The organism is Pseudomonas sp. AC070, assembly GCF_979258635.1.
Genome location: NZ_OZ409871.1, coordinates 1,106,649 through 1,123,029, shown reverse-complemented (window position 1 = coordinate 1,123,029; position 16,381 = coordinate 1,106,649). Strand labels below are relative to the sequence as shown.

16 protein-coding genes and 1 tRNA gene are annotated in these 16,381 nt (G+C 60.7%); 6 read left to right on the top strand and 11 right to left on the bottom strand.

Annotation, left to right across the window (positions count from 1 at the left end; translation table 11 throughout):
• Window positions 1-7 precede the first annotated feature (7 nt).
• From secD to queA, 4 genes are all read right to left on the bottom strand, one after another.
• Window positions 8-1,876, bottom strand: a complete 1,869-nt coding sequence (gene secD, locus ACZZ0Q_RS04945; protein WP_122494112.1) for a protein translocase subunit SecD — start codon at window positions 1,874-1,876, stop codon at window positions 8-10.
• Between the two features lie 64 nt (window positions 1,877-1,940).
• Complete coding sequence (yajC, locus tag ACZZ0Q_RS04940; RefSeq protein ID WP_463539887.1) at window positions 1,941-2,282, bottom strand: preprotein translocase subunit YajC; 342 nt, start codon at window positions 2,280-2,282, stop codon at window positions 1,941-1,943.
• Window positions 2,283-2,321: 39 nt separating this feature from the next.
• Window positions 2,322-3,437, bottom strand: a complete 1,116-nt coding sequence (gene tgt, locus ACZZ0Q_RS04935) for a tRNA guanosine(34) transglycosylase Tgt (RefSeq protein ID WP_463542233.1) — start codon at window positions 3,435-3,437, stop codon at window positions 2,322-2,324.
• Between the two features lie 14 nt (window positions 3,438-3,451).
• Window positions 3,452-4,501 (bottom strand): tRNA preQ1(34) S-adenosylmethionine ribosyltransferase-isomerase QueA, encoded by a 1,050-nt coding sequence (gene queA, locus ACZZ0Q_RS04930; RefSeq protein ID WP_463539888.1) that lies wholly within the window; start codon window positions 4,499-4,501, stop codon window positions 3,452-3,454.
• Window positions 4,502-4,610: 109 nt separating this feature from the next.
• Here queA and ACZZ0Q_RS04925 point away from each other — a divergent pair.
• A tRNA-Leu gene (locus tag ACZZ0Q_RS04925) sits at window positions 4,611-4,695 on the top strand.
• A 127-nt stretch (window positions 4,696-4,822) separates the two neighbouring features.
• On the opposite strand, the gene ACZZ0Q_RS04920 is transcribed toward ACZZ0Q_RS04925, so the two are convergent.
• From ACZZ0Q_RS04920 to ACZZ0Q_RS04900, 5 genes are read right to left on the bottom strand one after another with little or no spacing between them, the layout of a single operon-like run.
• Window positions 4,823-6,238 carry an efflux transporter outer membrane subunit gene (locus tag ACZZ0Q_RS04920; protein WP_463560340.1) on the bottom strand — a complete coding sequence of 472 codons (1,416 nt, stop codon included), beginning with the start codon at window positions 6,236-6,238 and terminating at the stop codon, window positions 4,823-4,825.
• A complete protein-coding gene (locus ACZZ0Q_RS04915; RefSeq protein ID WP_463539890.1) occupies window positions 6,235-7,125 on the bottom strand; it encodes an efflux RND transporter periplasmic adaptor subunit in 891 nt (296 codons plus the stop codon). The genes ACZZ0Q_RS04920 and ACZZ0Q_RS04915 overlap by 4 nt, the downstream gene beginning before the upstream one ends.
• Window positions 7,122-7,331: a DUF1656 domain-containing protein gene (locus tag ACZZ0Q_RS04910; protein ID WP_122494117.1), complete on the bottom strand. Its 210-nt coding sequence runs from the start codon at window positions 7,329-7,331 to the stop codon at window positions 7,122-7,124. The genes ACZZ0Q_RS04915 and ACZZ0Q_RS04910 overlap by 4 nt, the downstream gene beginning before the upstream one ends.
• Window positions 7,328-9,418 (bottom strand): FUSC family protein, encoded by a 2,091-nt coding sequence (locus ACZZ0Q_RS04905; RefSeq protein ID WP_463539891.1) that lies wholly within the window; start codon window positions 9,416-9,418, stop codon window positions 7,328-7,330. The genes ACZZ0Q_RS04910 and ACZZ0Q_RS04905 overlap by 4 nt, the downstream gene beginning before the upstream one ends.
• On the bottom strand, window positions 9,415-9,867 hold the full coding sequence (locus ACZZ0Q_RS04900) for a MarR family winged helix-turn-helix transcriptional regulator (protein WP_463539892.1): 453 nt from the start codon (window positions 9,865-9,867) through the stop codon (window positions 9,415-9,417). The genes ACZZ0Q_RS04905 and ACZZ0Q_RS04900 overlap by 4 nt, the downstream gene beginning before the upstream one ends.
• Window positions 9,868-10,249: 382 nt before the next feature.
• Between ACZZ0Q_RS04900 and ACZZ0Q_RS04895 the strand changes: the two genes are divergently transcribed.
• Together ACZZ0Q_RS04895 and ACZZ0Q_RS04890 are read left to right on the top strand one after the other, a co-directional pair.
• On the top strand, window positions 10,250-10,462 hold the full coding sequence (locus tag ACZZ0Q_RS04895) for a cold-shock protein (protein WP_122452556.1): 213 nt from the start codon (window positions 10,250-10,252) through the stop codon (window positions 10,460-10,462).
• 206 nt (window positions 10,463-10,668) lie between these two features.
• Window positions 10,669-11,163, top strand: coding sequence for an RDD family protein (locus tag ACZZ0Q_RS04890; RefSeq protein ID WP_463560339.1), 495 nt, complete (start codon window positions 10,669-10,671; stop codon window positions 11,161-11,163).
• Window positions 11,164-11,248: 85 nt separating this feature from the next.
• Here the strand turns inward: ACZZ0Q_RS04890 and lptG are convergent, their stop codons facing one another.
• Both lptG and lptF read right to left on the bottom strand, forming a co-directional pair.
• Window positions 11,249-12,310, bottom strand: a complete 1,062-nt coding sequence (gene lptG / locus ACZZ0Q_RS04885) for an LPS export ABC transporter permease LptG (RefSeq protein ID WP_463539893.1) — start codon at window positions 12,308-12,310, stop codon at window positions 11,249-11,251.
• Entirely contained in the window at window positions 12,303-13,424 is a 1,122-nt protein-coding gene (gene lptF, locus ACZZ0Q_RS04880; RefSeq protein ID WP_463383642.1) for an LPS export ABC transporter permease LptF, read from the bottom strand. Before lptF ends, lptG begins: the two co-directional genes overlap by 8 nt.
• A 280-nt stretch (window positions 13,425-13,704) precedes the next feature.
• On the opposite strand from lptF, the gene ACZZ0Q_RS04875 reads away from it, so the two are divergent.
• The 3 genes from ACZZ0Q_RS04875 (at window position 13,705) to ACZZ0Q_RS04865 (ending at window position 16,289) form a co-directional block, all read left to right on the top strand.
• Window positions 13,705-15,195 (top strand): leucyl aminopeptidase, encoded by a 1,491-nt coding sequence (locus ACZZ0Q_RS04875; RefSeq protein ID WP_463539894.1) that lies wholly within the window; start codon window positions 13,705-13,707, stop codon window positions 15,193-15,195.
• A 109-nt stretch (window positions 15,196-15,304) separates the two neighbouring features.
• On the top strand, window positions 15,305-15,724 hold the full coding sequence (locus ACZZ0Q_RS04870) for a DNA polymerase III subunit chi (protein WP_122452551.1): 420 nt from the start codon (window positions 15,305-15,307) through the stop codon (window positions 15,722-15,724).
• Between the two features lie 7 nt (window positions 15,725-15,731).
• Window positions 15,732-16,289 carry a DNA polymerase III subunit chi gene (locus ACZZ0Q_RS04865; RefSeq protein WP_463560338.1) on the top strand — a complete coding sequence of 186 codons (558 nt, stop codon included), beginning with the start codon at window positions 15,732-15,734 and terminating at the stop codon, window positions 16,287-16,289.
• Window positions 16,290-16,381 lie beyond the last annotated feature (92 nt).

Genomic DNA, 16,381 nt, shown 5'->3' with positions numbered 1-16,381 from the left:
CGGCCCCTTAAATCCACAACTTCTTGAAGTCACGACCACCGAAAATCAGGTTAACCATGCCGCGGGTAACCATGATGGCGGTGAACATCGAAGTGACGATACCCAGCGACATGGTCACGGCGAAGCCTTTGATAGGCCCGGTACCCATGGCGAACAGGATGCCGCCGACCAACAACGTGGTCAGGTTGGCGTCGAGGATCGCGGCGTAGGCGCGGTCAAAACCTTCGTGAATCGCGCGCTGTACCGACATGCCATTGGCAATCTCTTCACGTATCCGCGAGAAAATCAGCACGTTGGCGTCCACCGCCATACCCATGGTCAGCACAATACCGGCGATACCTGGCAGGGTCAGCGTGGCGCCCAGCAGCGACATTAGCGCCAGCAGCATGACCATGTTGAACGCCAATGCCACAGTGGCCAGCACACCAAAGAAGCGGTAGATGCAGATGATGAACAGCGACACCAGCAGCATGCCCCACAGGGACGCATCGATACCTTTGGTGATGTTGTCCGCACCCAGGCTTGGGCCGATGGTGCGTTCTTCAGCGAAGTACATCGGCGCCGCCAGACCACCAGCACGCAACAGCAGAGCCAGTTCAGACGACTCGCCCTTGCCTTCCAGGCCGGTGATACGGAACTGGCTGCCCAATGGCGACTGAATGGTCGCCAGGCTGATGATTTTCTTCTCTTCTTTAAACGTCTGAACCGCTACGTCTTGCTCGACACCGTTGACCATTTGCTTGGTGTAGCGCGTGGTCGGCTTCTGCTCGATAAAGATCACCGCCATGCTGCGACCGACGTTGCTGCGCGTGGCGCGGCTCATCAATTCGCCGCCATGGCCGTCGAGACGGATGTTCACTTGCGGACGGCCGTTCTCATCGAAGCTGGCCGAGGCGTCGGTAACCTGATCACCGGTAATGATCAAGCCACGCTCCAATGGCACAGCTGGACGACCCGGCTCGCGGAACTCAAACGACTCGGTGGTCGCCTTGGTCGCATCAGGGCCAGCCGCCAGACGGAACTCCAGGTTGGCGGTTTTACCGAGAATACGTTTGGCTTCGGCGGTGTCTTGCACGCCCGGCAGTTCAACCACGATGCGGTTGGCACCCTGGCGCTGGACCAGCGGCTCGGCCACGCCCAGTTCGTTAACGCGGTTACGAACCGTGGTCAAGTTCTGCTTGATCGAGTATTCGCGAATTTCAGCCAGCTTGGCCGGGGTCATTTCCAGACGCAGCACTTGCATGCCATTGCGCTCGACCTCGGTCACCTGGAAATCTATGAAATCTTTGCGGATCAGTGTTTTCGCTTTGCTCAGCGACTCATCGTCACTGAAGCCCAACTGAATGGCACCATCTTGCTCGGGCAAGCTGCGGTATTTCACGCGCTCTTTGCGCAGCAAGCTCTTCACATCGCCTTCGTACACTTTGCGGCGCGCGTCCAGCGCTTTGTCCATGTCCACTTCCAACAGGAAGTGCACGCCACCGGACAAGTCCAGACCCAGCTTCATCGGGCTGGCGCCCAGGTTGCGCAGCCAGGTCGGCGTGGTTTGGGCCAGGTTCAGCGCCACCACGTAGTCGTCGCCCATCGTTTTGCGAATGACGTCTTTGGCCGGCAGTTGCTGTTCTTTCTTAACCAGACGGATCAGACCGCCCTTCCCCTGCGCAGCCAAGGTGGCCGCTTTGACCTCGATACCTGCGTCGGTCAGCGCCTTGCTCGCGCGGTCCAGGTCAGCCTGGCCGACCTGCAATGCGGTGCTGGCACCGCTGATCTGTACGGCCGGGTCATCCGGGTACAGGTTCGGCGCAGAATAAATGAAGCCGATCACCAGAACCGCGACGATCAGCAGGTATTTCCACAGAGGGTATTTGTTCAGCATGACGCCGCCCGCTTATGACGCGGGGCGCCTTTAGCGCCCCGTCGAATGGTAAAAATGGTGGAGTTTAGATGGCTTTCAGCGTGCCCTTGGGCAGCGTGGCACCAATGGCGCCTTTCTGAATTTTCAGTTCAACGGTGTCGGATACTTCGATGACCACGAAATCGTCAGTCACTTTGGTGATCTTGCCGGCGATGCCACCGGAGGTGACCACTTCGTCGCCCTTCTGCAAATTGCTCAGCAGGTTCTTCTGCTCTTTCGCGCGCTTGGCCTGTGGACGCCAGATCATGAGGTAGAAAATGACCATGAAGCCGACCAGGAAAATGATCGACATGCTGTCGCCGCCCATCGGGCCAGCAGCAGCGGCTGGCGCCGTTTCAGCGAGCGCGTCGGAAATGAAAAAGCCCATGTAAAACTCCTGTTAAAGATTCTTTTATAAGGTAAACGATCAGTCCAGCGGCGGTGTGGTGAGGCCGCGCCGGGCATAGAAGGAATCGACGAAGGCGGCCAATGTACCCTGTTGAATAGCCTCGCGCAAACCAGCCATAAGGCGCTGGTAATGACGCAAATTGTGGATGGTATTCAACATGCTACCGAGCATTTCGTCGCACTTATCCAAGTGGTGCAAATAGGCTCGGGAGAAGTTCTGGCAGGTGTAGCAATCGCAGGTCGGATCGAGCGTGCTGTTGTCTTGCTTATGAGCCGAATTGCGGATTTTCAGAACGCCGGTATCAACGAACAGATGACCATTACGCGCGTTACGCGTGGGCATCACGCAGTCGAACATATCCACACCACGGCGCACACCTTCGACCAGGTCTTCAGGTTTGCCAACGCCCATCAGGTAACGCGGTTTGTCCGCTGGCATCTGCCCTGGCAGGTAGTCCAGCACGCGAATCATCTCTTCCTTAGGCTCACCGACTGACAAGCCGCCAATGGCCAAGCCATCGAAGCCGATTTCGCTGAGCCCTTCCAGCGAGCGCATGCGCAAGTCACGGTGCATGCCGCCCTGAACGATGCCGAACAGTGCGGCGGTGTTGTCGCCATGGGCAATCTTCGAACGCTTGGCCCAGCGCAACGACAGCTCCATGGAGGTACGCGCCACGTCGAGATCAGCCGGGTACGGCGTGCATTCGTCAAAAATCATCACCACGTCGGAGCCGAGATCGCGCTGCACTTGCATCGATTCTTCCGGACCCATGAACACTTTGCTGCCATTGACCGGCGAGGCGAAGGTCACGCCCTCTTCCTTGATCTTGCGCATGGCGCCCAGGCTGAACACCTGAAAGCCGCCGGAGTCAGTGAGGATCGGTCCTTTCCACTGCATAAAGTCATGCAGGTCACCGTGCTGCTTGATCACCTCCATGCCCGGGCGCAACCACAGATGGAAAGTGTTGCCGAGGATCATCTGCGCGCCGATGGCTTCGATGTCGCGCGGCAGCATGCCCTTCACAGTGCCGTAGGTGCCCACGGGCATGAACGCCGGCGTTTCGACGACACCGCGCGGGAAGGTCAGGCGACCGCGACGGGCTTTGCCATCGGTGGCCAGCAGTTCGAACGTCATGCGGCAGGTGCGGCTCATGCGTGCTCCTCGGGTCCGCGCGCGGCGGGGTTGCGGGTAATGAACATGGCATCACCGTAACTGAAGAATCGGTAACCCTCGGCAATGGCCGTGGCGTAGGCCGCCATGGTTTGCGGGTAGCCGGCAAATGCGGAAACCAACATCAGCAATGTCGATTCGGGCAGATGGAAATTGGTTACCAACGCGTCGACCACATGGAACGGTCGACCCGGATAAATAAAAATGTCGGTGTCGCCACTGAAGGGTTTGAGCTGACCATCGCGCGCCGCGCTTTCCAGCGAGCGAACACTGGTGGTGCCCACTGCAATCACCCGACCGCCGCGTGCGCGGCAGGCGGCAACGGCATCGACAACTTCTTCGGTCACTTCCAGCCACTCGTTATGCATGTGGTGGTCTTCGATCTTTTCCACGCGCACCGGCTGGAAGGTGCCAGCGCCAACGTGCAACGTAACGAACGCTGTCCCCACGCCCTTCGCGCGAATCGCCTCCAGCAGCGGTTGGTCGAAATGCAGCCCGGCGGTGGGCGCCGCCACGGCACCGGCACGCTCGGCGTACACGGTTTGATAACGCTCGCGGTCGGCGCTGTCGTCGGGGCGATCTATATAAGGAGGCAACGGCATATGGCCGACGCGCTCGAGCAGTGGCAATACGTCTTCGTTGAAGCCCAGCTCGAACAACGCATCGTGGCGCCCGAGCATCTGCGCTTCAGCGCCGCCATCGATAAGAATGGTCGAGCCCGGCTTCGGGGATTTGCTCGAGCGCACATGGGCGAGCACGCGGCGGTTGTCCAGCACGCGTTCCACCAGCACTTCCAGCTTGCCGCCAGATGCCTTCTGGCCAAACAAGCGCGCGGGGATAACGCGGGTGTTGTTGAACACCATCAAGTCACCCGGACGCAGGTATTCCAACAGATCGGAAAACTGACGGTGCGCCAATGCACCGGTCGGGCCGTCGAGGCAAAGCAGGCGGCTGCCCTGGCGCTCGGCCAAGGGATGACGCGCAATCAGGGCGTCTGGCAGCTCGAAATTAAAATCGGCAACACGCATGGTGGGAGGTCATTTTTCAGGGGCGCGAAGTTTAACGGAAATACGCGAAATTCACCACGCGACCCCGTTGACCACACGCAAACCTCTCCCTATACTGCGCGCCCTATGTGCCCTGGTGGCGGAATTGGTAGACGCGGCGGATTCAAAATCCGTTTTCGAAAGGAGTGGGAGTTCGAGTCTCCCCCGGGGCACCAAGCACATTAAAAAGGCCTTGCTAAGCAAGGCCTTTTTTTATGCCTGCGATTTAGCTAAGAGCATCGCGGCTGAAGCCGCTCCTACAGACCACGCGTTCCTGTGGGAGCGGCTTCAGCCGCGATGCTTTTAGGGCGTTGCTTGTTGCCAACCCCCGCCCAGCGCCAAAAACAAATTGATCTGCGCCATCGCCACCTGCGTATTGGCCGCAGCCAACTGCGCGCGCATGTCGGTGTAGGTTTTGGTGGCTTGCAGGTCGGCCAGAAACGAAGCGCGGCCGGCCTGGAAGAATTGGTGCGTCTGGTCCGCCGCCTGCTGCGCCGAATGCTCGGCGTCAGCCAGGGCGTCGCGACGGTCGAGCATGGCGCTGTATTGCACCAGCCCCGTCTGCGTTTCGCGTACGGCGTTGAGCACCACACCGTCGAAATGCGCCAGCGCCGCCTGCGTTGCCGCTTCGGCTTCGCGAATGCGGGCTCGAGCGCCGTTGGTGGGAATGGTCCAGCTGATGAGCGGACCGAAGCCCCAACGATTAGTCGCCGGCTCGCCCAGGTGCTCAAGAATGCCCACCGTGCCGACCGTCGCGCCAATGCTGATGTTTGGATAAAGCTGCCCGGTCACCACGCCGATCTTCGCCGTGGCGGCAGCCAGATTGCGCTCGGCCTGGCGGATGTCCGGACGCCGTTTAAGCAGCTCCGCGCCATCGCCCACCGGCACCAGTTGAGCGATATGCGGCAGCTCGGCGCACTCACTTACGCCGGCAGGCAGTTCACTAACCGGCTTGGCCAACAGCATCGACAACGTGAACAGTCCCGCCTGCTGAGCCGCGTCGTAGCGCGGCATTTCGGCGCGCAGCGATTTGAACTGGGTTTGCGTGCGCGTCACCTGGGTTTCATCCCCTCGCCCGGCATCGCGCAGGCGTTGCACCAGGGTCACGCCTTTTTCTTGCAGGTCCAACGACTGCTGGGCGATATGGCGCTCTTCATTGGCGGCACATACCTGAGTGTAGGCGCGCACCACTTCGGCCACCAGGGTAATGCGCGCCGTATCTGCGGCGGCCTGCGCTGCATCGGCATTGGCCTGAGCGGACTCGATGCCACGCTGCAAGGTGCCCCACAAATCGAATTGGTAGGAGGTGTTGATCGAGCCACTGCCGATGTTCGCCACCGGCACTTTCTCCTCCAGCAAGAAAGCCTCGCCGGACTCTTGCAAACGCTCCGCGCCAAACCGCGCGCTACCGCTGAAGCCACCTTCGGCCTGCGCCTCTTCAACCTGCGTGCGGGCGCGCGCCAGGTTGGCGGCCGCCACGCGCAAGTCGGTGTTAGAGGCCAACGCCTGCTGCACCAACTGGTCCAGACGCTGATCCTGGTAGAGCCGCCACCAATCGGCCGGCACCGGCGCCGACACGACGTCGCTGTTGCCGGTTGCCAATTGCCCCTGCAAATCGCCGCGCTCAAGGGCCGCGTCTTTTGGCAATTGATAATCCGGGCCGACCGCCTGGCAGGCAGACAGCACCAGCGCGAAGCCCATCACTGCATAACGCTTCATTGCTGGGGCTCCGCCTTGTCGCTGCCCTCGATGATCGACACCGTCGCCGTGCGCCCGGCAATCATGCGGAAGTCCGCCGGTACTTCGTCCAGGGCGATGCGCACGGGAATCCGTTGGGCCAGTTGCACCCAACTGAACGCCGGGTTCACGCTCGGCAGCAAGTTGGTGCCGCTGCTGCGATCACGGTCTTCCACGGCAGCCGCCACGCTCTGCACATGGCCGCGCAGGCGGGTGTTGTCACCGAGCACGCGAATGTCCACGGCTTGCCCAACGCGAATGTGCTGCAGTTTGGTTTCTTCGAAATAACCGTCGATATGGAACGACTCGCTGTCGACCACCGATAGCACCGGCCGGCCCGCCGTGACGAATTCATGGGCGCGGGGTGCGCGGTCGTTGAGGTAGCCGTCGACCGGGCTGCGAATCACCGAGCGCTCGAGGTTGAGCTTCGCCGCATCCACCGCCACCTGCGCGGCCGCCACAGCGGACTGCGCGCGACTCTCGCGGGACTGGCTTTCTTCCAGTTGTTCGCGCGCCACCAAATTGCCCAAGCCGCGATTACGCTTGGCTTCACGCTGTGCCTGGGCCAACGCTTCCTTGCGCTCGGCGGCGCTCGCTTCGGCCTGACGCAGCGCCAGGGTGAAGCGCTCCTGATCGATGGTGAACAGCACATCGCCGCGCTTGACCGGCTGGTTGTCATGGACGTTCACGCCCTCGATCAGGCCAGATACATCGGGCGCGATCTGAATCACGTCGGCGCGGATATGCCCGTCGCGCGTCCACGGCGCAAACATGTAATACATCACCATGCGCCACACCACGACGGCCGCTAGGGTCACCATCAACAACGTCAGGACCACGCGGCCCAAGGTCAACATCGGTTTTTTCATAGCATCAGGCTTCGGCAAATGGCATCCACCGCGCCAAGCAGCACGGCATACAGAGCAACGTTAAACAGGGCCCGGTGCCAGACCAGGCGATAGAAGTGCGCGCGGTTCAATAGCCCGTGCACCAGCAGGTACAACACATAGGTAAACGCCATCATCACCAGCAGCGTGGGTAGAAACACGCCGCTGATATCCAGATCACCGATCACAAAGAGGCTCCATCGATACCGTAGGGAAGTTGCTCGGGCTCCTGACCCGCTTCAACCAGCACTTCCGCGCCCGGCAACAAGGCCAGACGCAAGCCGCTGAGGGCCAGCAAGCTGTGCAAGCGCGCCTGCTCGGCGTCGGCGCAGGCCGAAACATTCAGCGCCCTTCGCGCCCGGTCCATGGTCATCAACAGGCCCACGGGTGCCGGCAGGCGTTCACCCGCTTTCAGACAGGCGCGAAAGTACTCACCCACATCCGCCACCACCTGCTGCAACTGGCCCTGCGCCGACGGCGGCAAGCGCGGCAAATACGCCAGCACATCGAGCAAACACAGCGCCACGCGCAGATCACGCAACGCGCCGCCCGTGTCCTGGGCGGTCTGGGTCAGGCGCGGCAAATGCTGCATCAGACGGTCTAGCATGCGTACGCCCATGCGCCGATGCTCGGCCAGGGTTGCCGGCTCGGTAAGGGCGACGATGTCGCGCCAACTGAAACGGGTCATACGTTTGGCCGCCACCTCAACGCCAAACGGGCGCATCACCAGGGTCCAGACAAACGCAAACAACAGCCCCACCGGCCCGGCGAGGTTGCTGTTGATAAAGGTCATGAAGTTGGCGTCGTAGGCGCCCTGGATGCTGATAAACGACGAGGTGTTAACGATGGTCAGCAACATGCCCAGGTAAAAGCGCGGCTGCACAGTAAGCGTGCCCACGCAAATAAATGGCACCGCAAACGCCAATACCAGCATGGGGAAGTCGTGCAGGTTCGGCAGGATCAGAAACAGGTAAAGGCTGGCGAATAGCACCGACATCGCGGTCCAGAAAAAGAACCGATAAATCTGCGGCGCCGGGTCGTCCATGGCGGCGAAAAAGCTGCAGGCCACGGCGGCCAAAATGACGGCGCTGCCGCCGTCGGTCCAGCCCAGCCCGATCCACAACAACGAGGCGACAATGATGGCGCAGATGGTGGAAAACACCGAATACAGCATCAGACCTCGGTCGAAAAACGGCGTAAGACGGCCCAGGCGCCAGTGGCGATAAACCGCGCGCCACGGTGTTTGGTCATCCAGCAGCAACGCGTGCTGCAGGCTGCGGCAGTCTTGCCACAAGTCGATCCATTCACCCAGGCGGTACAAGGCGTTGGATAGCAGTAACTGCCGGCGCTCATCCAATGCCTCGGCGCTGGGTTGCAGCGCTTCAAGCTGATCGCGCACCGCGCGCCAGCGGGCGGGGTCGGCGTTATCGGTGGTGCTCAGGAGCCACTGCTGGGTCTCTTCTAAAAGTGGCGCGAGCATGGCGACCAGATCGGGCGAGCGACGCTCGATGGCGATCAGCGCGTCATCCAGGCCGTCGATTACCGGCAGTAAATGAATCATCCGCCCGCGCAATTCTTTGCTGTTGCGCACCGTCTGCGGCTGCGACCCTTCATGGGGAAGTTGGCCGATCATCAGCTCCAGTGAGTTAAAGCTGGCGACCATGGCGGCGCGCAGATTGCCCACCTCGGCAGGCGACGCGCCACGGGTAAGAAAGTGCTCGCTATAGCGTGTGGCATCGGCGAACCAGGCCCGGGCAGCGTCCATAAAAACCGGTGCCAGGCGACGCGGCCAAAACACTGCGCCCACCACGGCGGCGCACACGATGCCGAGGAAAATTTCCTGGGTGCGCGACGACGCGATATCGAACACTGCGCTGGGGTTATCCACCACCGGCAGAGCAATCAGCGGCAACGTGTAGCCCGAGAGCATCAGCGCGTAGCTATTCGCCGTGCGCAGGTGCAGCGACAAAAACAGCAGCGTGCCGGTCCACAGCGCCACCACTACTGAAAGCATCAACGGCGCCTGCACAAACATCGGCACGAACAACACCGCCGCTGCCGCACCGACAAAAGTGCCGACCGCGCGGTACAGCGCCTTGGAACTGGTGGGGCCAACAAAGGGGCTGGAGACGATATACACCGTGGCCATCGCCCAGTAAGGACGTGGCATCTGCATGATCATGGCGATGTACAGCGCGAGCATCGAGGCGGCGAAGGTGCGCACCCCGTAAAACCAATCGCGCGCCGGTGGCATGCCGGCGAAAAAGCCAGTCATGTCGGCGCCCCACCTTGATTTCGGCCGACGTCTTCAAAGGCACGCATCACGCGTAAGGTCGCTTCGAGGTCAGCCACGGAAATGTCTTTGAGCACTTCGCGGCGCAGGCGCACCAACTCGTTTTCAATCGACTCGGCCAGCTCGCGACCACGCGGTGTCAGGCTTAGGGCTTTGGCGCGGCGATCGTTCGGGTCTTCGCAGCGACAAACAAGCCCCGAGCGGCAGAGTTGATCCAACAAGCGCACCAGTGACGGACTTTCCAACCCCGCCGCTTGCGCCACTGCCACCTGCCGCACGCCGTCGCCCAGGCGCACGATCATCAGCAGTGGCACGGCACAGGCTTCGGAAATTCCGTAGTTGACCAGCGTGGCTTGGCAAATGCGTCGCCAATGGCGCGCAGTGGATACCATGCCGCTGGTTATGCTGAGCTGGAGGGCGTCGAGGGTCATCGGAAACACGAGGAATTAATTAGTTAGCAAGCTAATTGTATTCTCGGAAATTTCCACTCGTCAATTACCGCACGGTGACTTTACAAGCGTGTTTCAACAGAAACTCAGTTGGTATTCCGAGCGGTTTTGAAGCTATGCCAAAAAGCTCTGGAAGCACCGTATTCAGGCGCTGCAAGCCCTAATTTCGGGGGTTGTTTTTCGCCACAAAGTTGGCGTATCTTTTCGCCCACTGTGTTTGCATGGGTCGCTGTTGAATCGCGACCTGGTGCAGTAGATCTTCGATTTGCTACATCCCGCTCGGCTTTTCTTACTCCCTGCAACCAGTCCAGCCCTCGATAAAAACCCGAGGCTGTCATCAACTCAAGTTCCAAGGAAATAAGTTATGTCGAATCGTCAGAACGGTACCGTCAAGTGGTTTAACGACGAGAAAGGTTTTGGTTTCATCACTCCAGAAAGCGGTCCGGATCTGTTCGTGCACTTCCGCGCTATCGAAGGCGACGGCTTCAAGAGCCTGAAAGAAGGCCAGAAAGTCAGCTTCGTTTCGGTACAGGGTCAGAAAGGCCTGCAAGCCGACCAGGTTCAAGTGATCGGTTAATCCGAACGCGAAAAAAAGCCCCGCCTCGTGCGGGGCTTTTTGTTGTAGGAGCCAGCTTGCTGGCGAATCCTGGAAACGCCATTCGCCGAGGTTTGCAGGGTTCTCGATCTCGACCTCATCATCAGCTCCCTCCAAATCCCCAGTTTTTCCAATCCCAGTCATTTGCAGTAAAGTGCCTCGCGCTTTTCACTCACCGCGAGCCTTGCATGTCCAAACGTCTTCTCCAGCCCCAGGGTGAGTTTCCCCCTGTTGCCCTGCCCCGCCGCCTTGCCGCGATGTTTTATGACTTTCTGTTGTGCGTGGCCATCGCCATCGTCACCGGCCTGCTCTATCAGCAAGTGGTGCTGCGCCTGATCTTGGGCAGCGAGCGTTTGCAGGAATTGGCCAACAACCGAGCGCTGGATGTTGATCCGGTATTTTCCACGGTGGTGCTGCTGGCCATTTTCGCCTTCTTCGCCAAGTTCTGGACCCACTCGGGCCAAACGCTCGGCATGCAAGTGTGGGGCGTGCGCGTGCAGAACGCCGATGGCAGCGCCATCAGTCTGTGGCAGGCGTTGTTGCGGTTTATGGTGTCCATCGCTTCGTGGCTGCTCCTGGGCCTGGGTTTTTTCTGGGTGCTGTGGGACAAGCAAAAACGCAGCTGGCATGACATCTATTCGGAAACGCGCTTGGTGCATATTCCGAAGAAGAAAAAGACTTAAAGCATCGCGGTTAAACCCGCTTCCACGGGTGCTCCATTGGCCCGCAAAAAAGCCGGCACTAAGCCGGCTTTTCGTTGCGCGGGATTTACCCCGCTCGCCTCAACATCCAGAACCCGGCCACCGCACAAATCAAGCTCGGTATCAGCACCGCCAGCAGCGGCGGGAAGCCGAACACCAGGCTCGAGGGTCCGAGCAGATCCTGGGCGATGCGGAACACAAAGCCCACCAGCACGCCGGTAAACACGCGCTGACCAAGGGTTACCGAACGCAGCGGGCCGAAGATGAAGGAGATGGCCATCAGCACCAGCGCGGCGGTCACCACCGGTTGCAGTACTTTGGTCCAGAACGCCAGCCAGTATTTACCATTGGCCAGACCCTGGTCGGCCAGGTAGTGGATGTAACGCCACAAGCCCGTCACCGACAACGCTTCCGGCTCCAGCACCACCGTGCCGAGCAGTTGCGGGGTCAGCTGCACGTCCCAGCGCTCCGTCGGGGTTTGCACCACTTCGGTGTTGCGCTCGTGGAACACGGTGGTGGCGACGTCTTCAAGCTGCCAGTGATCGCCTTGGTACTGGGCTTTCTTGGCAAAGCTCGACGACTGCAGGTGCCGCTCTTTGTCGAATTCGTAGCGCGTCACGCCATACAGCACGCCATTGGGTTGCACGGCGTTGATATGCACAAACTCATTGCCCTGCCGGTGCCACACGCCACGCTTGGAGCTCTGCGCTTCGCCGCCGCCCTGGGCCATGGAGCGGCTGGCCTGGCCGATATTTTCGCTCCAGGGCGCGAGGTATTCGCCGATCAGCACGCCGGCCAACATCAGCACCAGCATCGGCTTCATCACCGCCCAAACAATACGGCCGACCGATACACCGGCCGCTCGCATAATGGTCAGTTCGCTGCTGCTGGCCAGGCTACCCAGGCCAATCAGGCAACCGATCAGCGCGGCCATCGGCAGCATTTCATACACCCGCCGGGGCGAGGTCAGGAACACGTACCACGCGGCGTCGTCCAGGCCGTAGCTGCCTTGCACGTCGCCGAGTTCGTCGATAAAGGCGAACAACAACGCCAAGCCAACAATGATGCCCAGCACCGACAAAATCGCCAAAAACACGGCTTTGCCGATGTAACGATCCAACTTAACCATGCGCCAACTCCCGCGCCATGCGGCGACCCGCCAACTTCAGGCGCATCGGCTCCCAGAACTGCAGCGTCAGACCAATCAGCAAAAACAAACCGTGTACCCACCACAAGCCGAGGCTCATGGGAATTTTGCCCTTGTCCAACGCGCCGCGAGCAGCGATCAGCAACGACAGGTACGCCATATAAAGAAGGATGGCCGGCAGCAATTTGAGGAAGCGGCCCTGGCGGGGGTTCACCCGCGACAGCGGCACCGCCAGCAATGTGACCACAAACACCAGCAGGGGAATGGATATGCGCCATTGCAGTTCGGCCTGATGGCGTGGCTCGTCACTGCCGATCAGCTCGCGGGTGGTCAGCGCTTCACGCTCGCTGATGTCGCTGCTGACTTCCGGTTTCACCAGCAACACGCCATAGGTGTCGTACTTGATGGCGCGGTAGTCGGCAGCGCCGGGGTTGCCGTCGTAGCGGTAGCCATTTTCCAGAATCAGGTAGCGGCTGCCGTCGGGCTGAATTTCCTGGCGGCCTTTATCGGCCACCAGCACGGTGATACCGCGCTCTTTATCGCCCTCTTTCGACAGGCGTTTTTCCGAAATAAAGATGCCGCCCAACTGGCTGCGGTCATCCGACATTTCCTGGGTGTAAGTCACGCGCGTGCCGCTGCGCATGGCCTGGAAGCGCCCGGGCACCAGCGTGTCGAATTCGGTCAGGGCGTCTTGCTCGTTGAGAATTTTCGCCACCTGGGCCACGCCTTGTGGCGCCAAGCCCATGCTCAGCCACGCCACAATCAATGCCACCAGCGTGGCCGGCGCCAGGGTATAAGCCAGCAGGCGCTGCTGGCTCATGCCGGTGGCGGCCAGCACGGTCATTTCGCTGTCCAGGTACAAACGCCCGTACGCCAGCAAAATACCCAGGAACAACCCCAGCGGCAGAATCAGCTCGAGAAAGCCCGGCAGGCGAAAGCCCATGATCAAAAACAGCACGCCCGGATCGAGCGCACCCTGCGCAGCCTGCGCCAGGTACTTAATGAAGCGACCACTCATGATGATCACCAACAACACGGCACTCACCGCGCTGAGGGTCAGCAGCACTTCACGAGACAGATAACGGAAGACAATCAAACCAGACACTCCAGGGTTGTCAGGCTCAGGCGGCTAAGCTCAAACTAGCCGCCTGTTGCCGGCCCAATAAGGCCGGCGACCGAAAAATTTGCAGGTGTGCGGACGAAACCAACGTGGGTCACGCCTGCCGAACAACGACAAGGACGCGGAGTTTACTAGAGCCAGCTGCGCAGTCCGAGCCCGTTTTTCAAAAAGGCCTTTGCGTGCCGCGCCGTTTTCACACCGTAAGAACGCGGCATTATCCTGTAATACCTACCGGTTGTCTTGGGGACTCCTCGCCATGGAATTTGTTGTTAAGAACGCACGTCCAGACGCACTGAAAACCGCCACCCTGGTAGTCGCCGTCGGCGAAGACCGCGCACTCAGCGGCGCCGCTCAGATTCTCGATGTCGCCAGCAACGGCGCGCTCAGCAGCGTACTCAAGCGCGGCGACCTGACCGGCAAAGTCGGCCAAACCCTTCTGCTGCAAAGCCTGCCCAATCTCAAAGCCGAGCGCGTGTTGCTAGTCGGCGTTGGTAAAGAGAGCGAACTCTCTGACCGTCAACTGCGCAAAGTAGTCACCGCCGTGCACACTTCCTTGAAAAGCCTGGGCGGCAAAGACGCGGTGCTGGCCCTGGACGATTTGCAGGTAAAAGGTCGCGACACTTACAGCAAAACCCGTCTGGTGGTCGAAACCCTCGCCGACAACCAATACAGCTTCGAACAATTCAAAAGCCAGAAGAGCAAACCCCGCCCTCTCGGCAAAATGACCCTGCTCACTGAAAAAGCCAGCCTCGCCGACGTCGAGCGCGCCAGCCTTCAGGCTCAAGCCATTGCCGCCGGCATGGCCTTTACCCGCGACCTGGGCAACCTGCCGCCGAACATCTGCCATCCCACTTACCTGGGCGAGCAAGCCAAAGCCTTGGGTAAAGCCTACAAGTCGCTCAAGGTCGAGGTGCTGGATGAGAAAAAACTCAAAGACCTGGGCATGGGCTCGTTCCTGGCCGTGGCCCAGGGCAGCGTGCAACCGCCGCGCCTGATCGTGCTGCAATACAACGGCGGCAAGAAAGGCGAGCAGCCGTTTGCCCTGGTTGGCAAAGGCATTACCTTCGACACCGGCGGCATCAGCATCAAGCCCGCCGCCGGCATGGACGAAATGAAGTACGACATGGGCGGCGCCGCCAGTGTGTTTGGCACCTTTAAAGCTGTGCTGGAAATGCAGCTGCCGATCAACCTGGTGGGCGTGATGGCCTGCGCCGAAAACATGCCCAGCGGCAGCGCCACGCGCCCAGGCGACATCGTCACCACCATGAGCGGCCAGACCGTCGAAATTCTCAACACCGACGCCGAAGGCCGTCTGGTGCTGTGCGACGCACTGACCTACACCGAGCGCTTCAAGCCACAGGCGGTCATCGACATTGCCACCCTGACCGGCGCCTGCATCGTCGCCCTGGGCAGCCACACCTCCGGCCTGCTCGGCAATAACGACGAACTGGTGCAACAGCTGCTCGCCGCTGGCCAAACCGCTGACGACCGCGCCTGGCAGTTGCCGTTGTTCGACGAATACCAGGAGCAACTCGACAGCCCGTTCGCCGACATCGCCAACATTGGCGGGCCGAAAGCCGGCACCATCACCGCGGCCTGCTTCCTGTCGCGCTTCACCAAAAACCTCAACTGGGCGCACCTGGACATCGCCGGCACGGCGTGGATCAGCGGCGGCAAAGACAAAGGCGCCACCGGCCGCCCGGTGCCATTGCTGACGCAATATCTGTTGGATCGCATCAAGGTTTAAACCCGTAAAGCATCGCGGCGAAAGCCGCTCCTACAGAATGCACGCCCTGTAGGAGCGGCTTCAGCCGCGATGGCCCCACCGCTGTTTCATTGAAGATTCCGAATACACCATGCCCCGCATCGAATTCTACGTGCTCTCCTCAACCGCCCCCGCCGACCGCCTGCGCGCGGCGTGTCAGTTGGCGATGAAGGCCTGGCGCCACGGTATGCCGGTGTTCATGCGCGCCAGCGATGAAGCGCAATGCAGCGAGGTGGACGAACTTTTGTGGCGTTTCAAGGCCGAAACATTCGTACCCCACAGCCTGCACCGCGACGCGCCCGATGCGCCGGTGGTGATTGGCCTGGACGACGAGCCGGCCGCCAGCCAAGGCTTGCTCATCAACCTCAACAGCAGCCTGTCACCCCATGTGCAACGTTTCAGCCGGGTGATCGAAATCGTTAACCAGCAACCCGAACAATTGGCGAGCTCGCGGGAAAACTTCCGCACCTACCGCCAGCAGGGTTATGACCCCAAGCGAGTTGAACTGTAGCCTGCCCATGGACACACCAAAACCGCCGCAAAAGCCCAACCACCTGCTCGACGATCTGGAGTCGATTCGTGAGTTTCTGAGCCATAAGGAACCCCCTGCTTCAGGCGTTGCCGACGAATTTGCGGATTTGCCGCTGCTCACCGACTCGGTGGAAATGGGCCAGATTCCGCTGCTCTCCGACATCGTCGCGCCCGGCCCCACGGCGCCAGTACCGGTCAATTCGCAGCCCCCGCTTCAACCATCGCCCCAGCCGCGCCCAAACATTCCTGCCGCACCCGCCCACGTGCCGCCGCCTGCGGTCGCCCGGCCCGACCCCTCGCCCGCTGCGGTAACGGCGCCACCGCCACCCGCCCCAGCGCCAGCGAACACAGCCCAAGCCGTGCAGCGCAGCGTAATGACCAGCAACACCACCAGCGACCTGCTGCGCCTGGACGCCGAACTGCGCGCCGCCGCGCAACTGATCCTTCAAGACGTCATCGACGACTTCGTGCCGCAAATTGAAGCCGAACTCAAACGCCGCCTCGAAGCGCGCCTGACCCGACTGTTGCCGCCGCGTAAGACTTGAGCCGGCTCAATGGTTCGCCCGCCTTAACGGCGAGTCACGCCATAACCCGCCCCGAACGACCGTCATCCCCGCGAAAGCGGGGATCCAGGCTC

Bases quoted from the DNA above. Each gene is read 5' to 3' on its own strand.
- secD (WP_122494112.1), bottom strand. From the start codon at position 1,876: ATGCTGAACAAATACCCTCTGTGGAAATACCTGCTGATCGTCGCGGTT.
- yajC (WP_463539887.1), bottom strand. From the start codon at position 2,282: ATGGGCTTTTTCATTTCCGACGCGCTCGCTGAAACGGCGCCAGCCGCT.
- tgt (WP_463542233.1), bottom strand. From the start codon at position 3,437: ATGACGTTCGAACTGCTGGCCACCGATGGCAAAGCCCGTCGCGGTCGC.
- queA (WP_463539888.1), bottom strand. From the start codon at position 4,501: ATGCGTGTTGCCGATTTTAATTTCGAGCTGCCAGACGCCCTGATTGCG.
- ACZZ0Q_RS04920 (WP_463560340.1), bottom strand. From the start codon at position 6,238: ATGAAGCGTTATGCAGTGATGGGCTTCGCGCTGGTGCTGTCTGCCTGC.
- ACZZ0Q_RS04915 (WP_463539890.1), bottom strand. From the start codon at position 7,125: ATGAAAAAACCGATGTTGACCTTGGGCCGCGTGGTCCTGACGTTGTTG.
- ACZZ0Q_RS04905 (WP_463539891.1), bottom strand. From the start codon at position 9,418: ATGACTGGCTTTTTCGCCGGCATGCCACCGGCGCGCGATTGGTTTTAC.
- ACZZ0Q_RS04900 (WP_463539892.1), bottom strand. From the start codon at position 9,867: ATGACCCTCGACGCCCTCCAGCTCAGCATAACCAGCGGCATGGTATCC.
- ACZZ0Q_RS04895 (WP_122452556.1), top strand. From the start codon at position 10,250: ATGTCGAATCGTCAGAACGGTACCGTCAAGTGGTTTAACGACGAGAAA.
- ACZZ0Q_RS04890 (WP_463560339.1), top strand. From the start codon at position 10,669: ATGTCCAAACGTCTTCTCCAGCCCCAGGGTGAGTTTCCCCCTGTTGCC.
- lptG (WP_463539893.1), bottom strand. From the start codon at position 12,310: ATGGTTAAGTTGGATCGTTACATCGGCAAAGCCGTGTTTTTGGCGATT.
- ACZZ0Q_RS04875 (WP_463539894.1), top strand. From the start codon at position 13,705: ATGGAATTTGTTGTTAAGAACGCACGTCCAGACGCACTGAAAACCGCC.
- ACZZ0Q_RS04870 (WP_122452551.1), top strand. From the start codon at position 15,305: ATGCCCCGCATCGAATTCTACGTGCTCTCCTCAACCGCCCCCGCCGAC.
- ACZZ0Q_RS04865 (WP_463560338.1), top strand. From the start codon at position 15,732: ATGGACACACCAAAACCGCCGCAAAAGCCCAACCACCTGCTCGACGAT.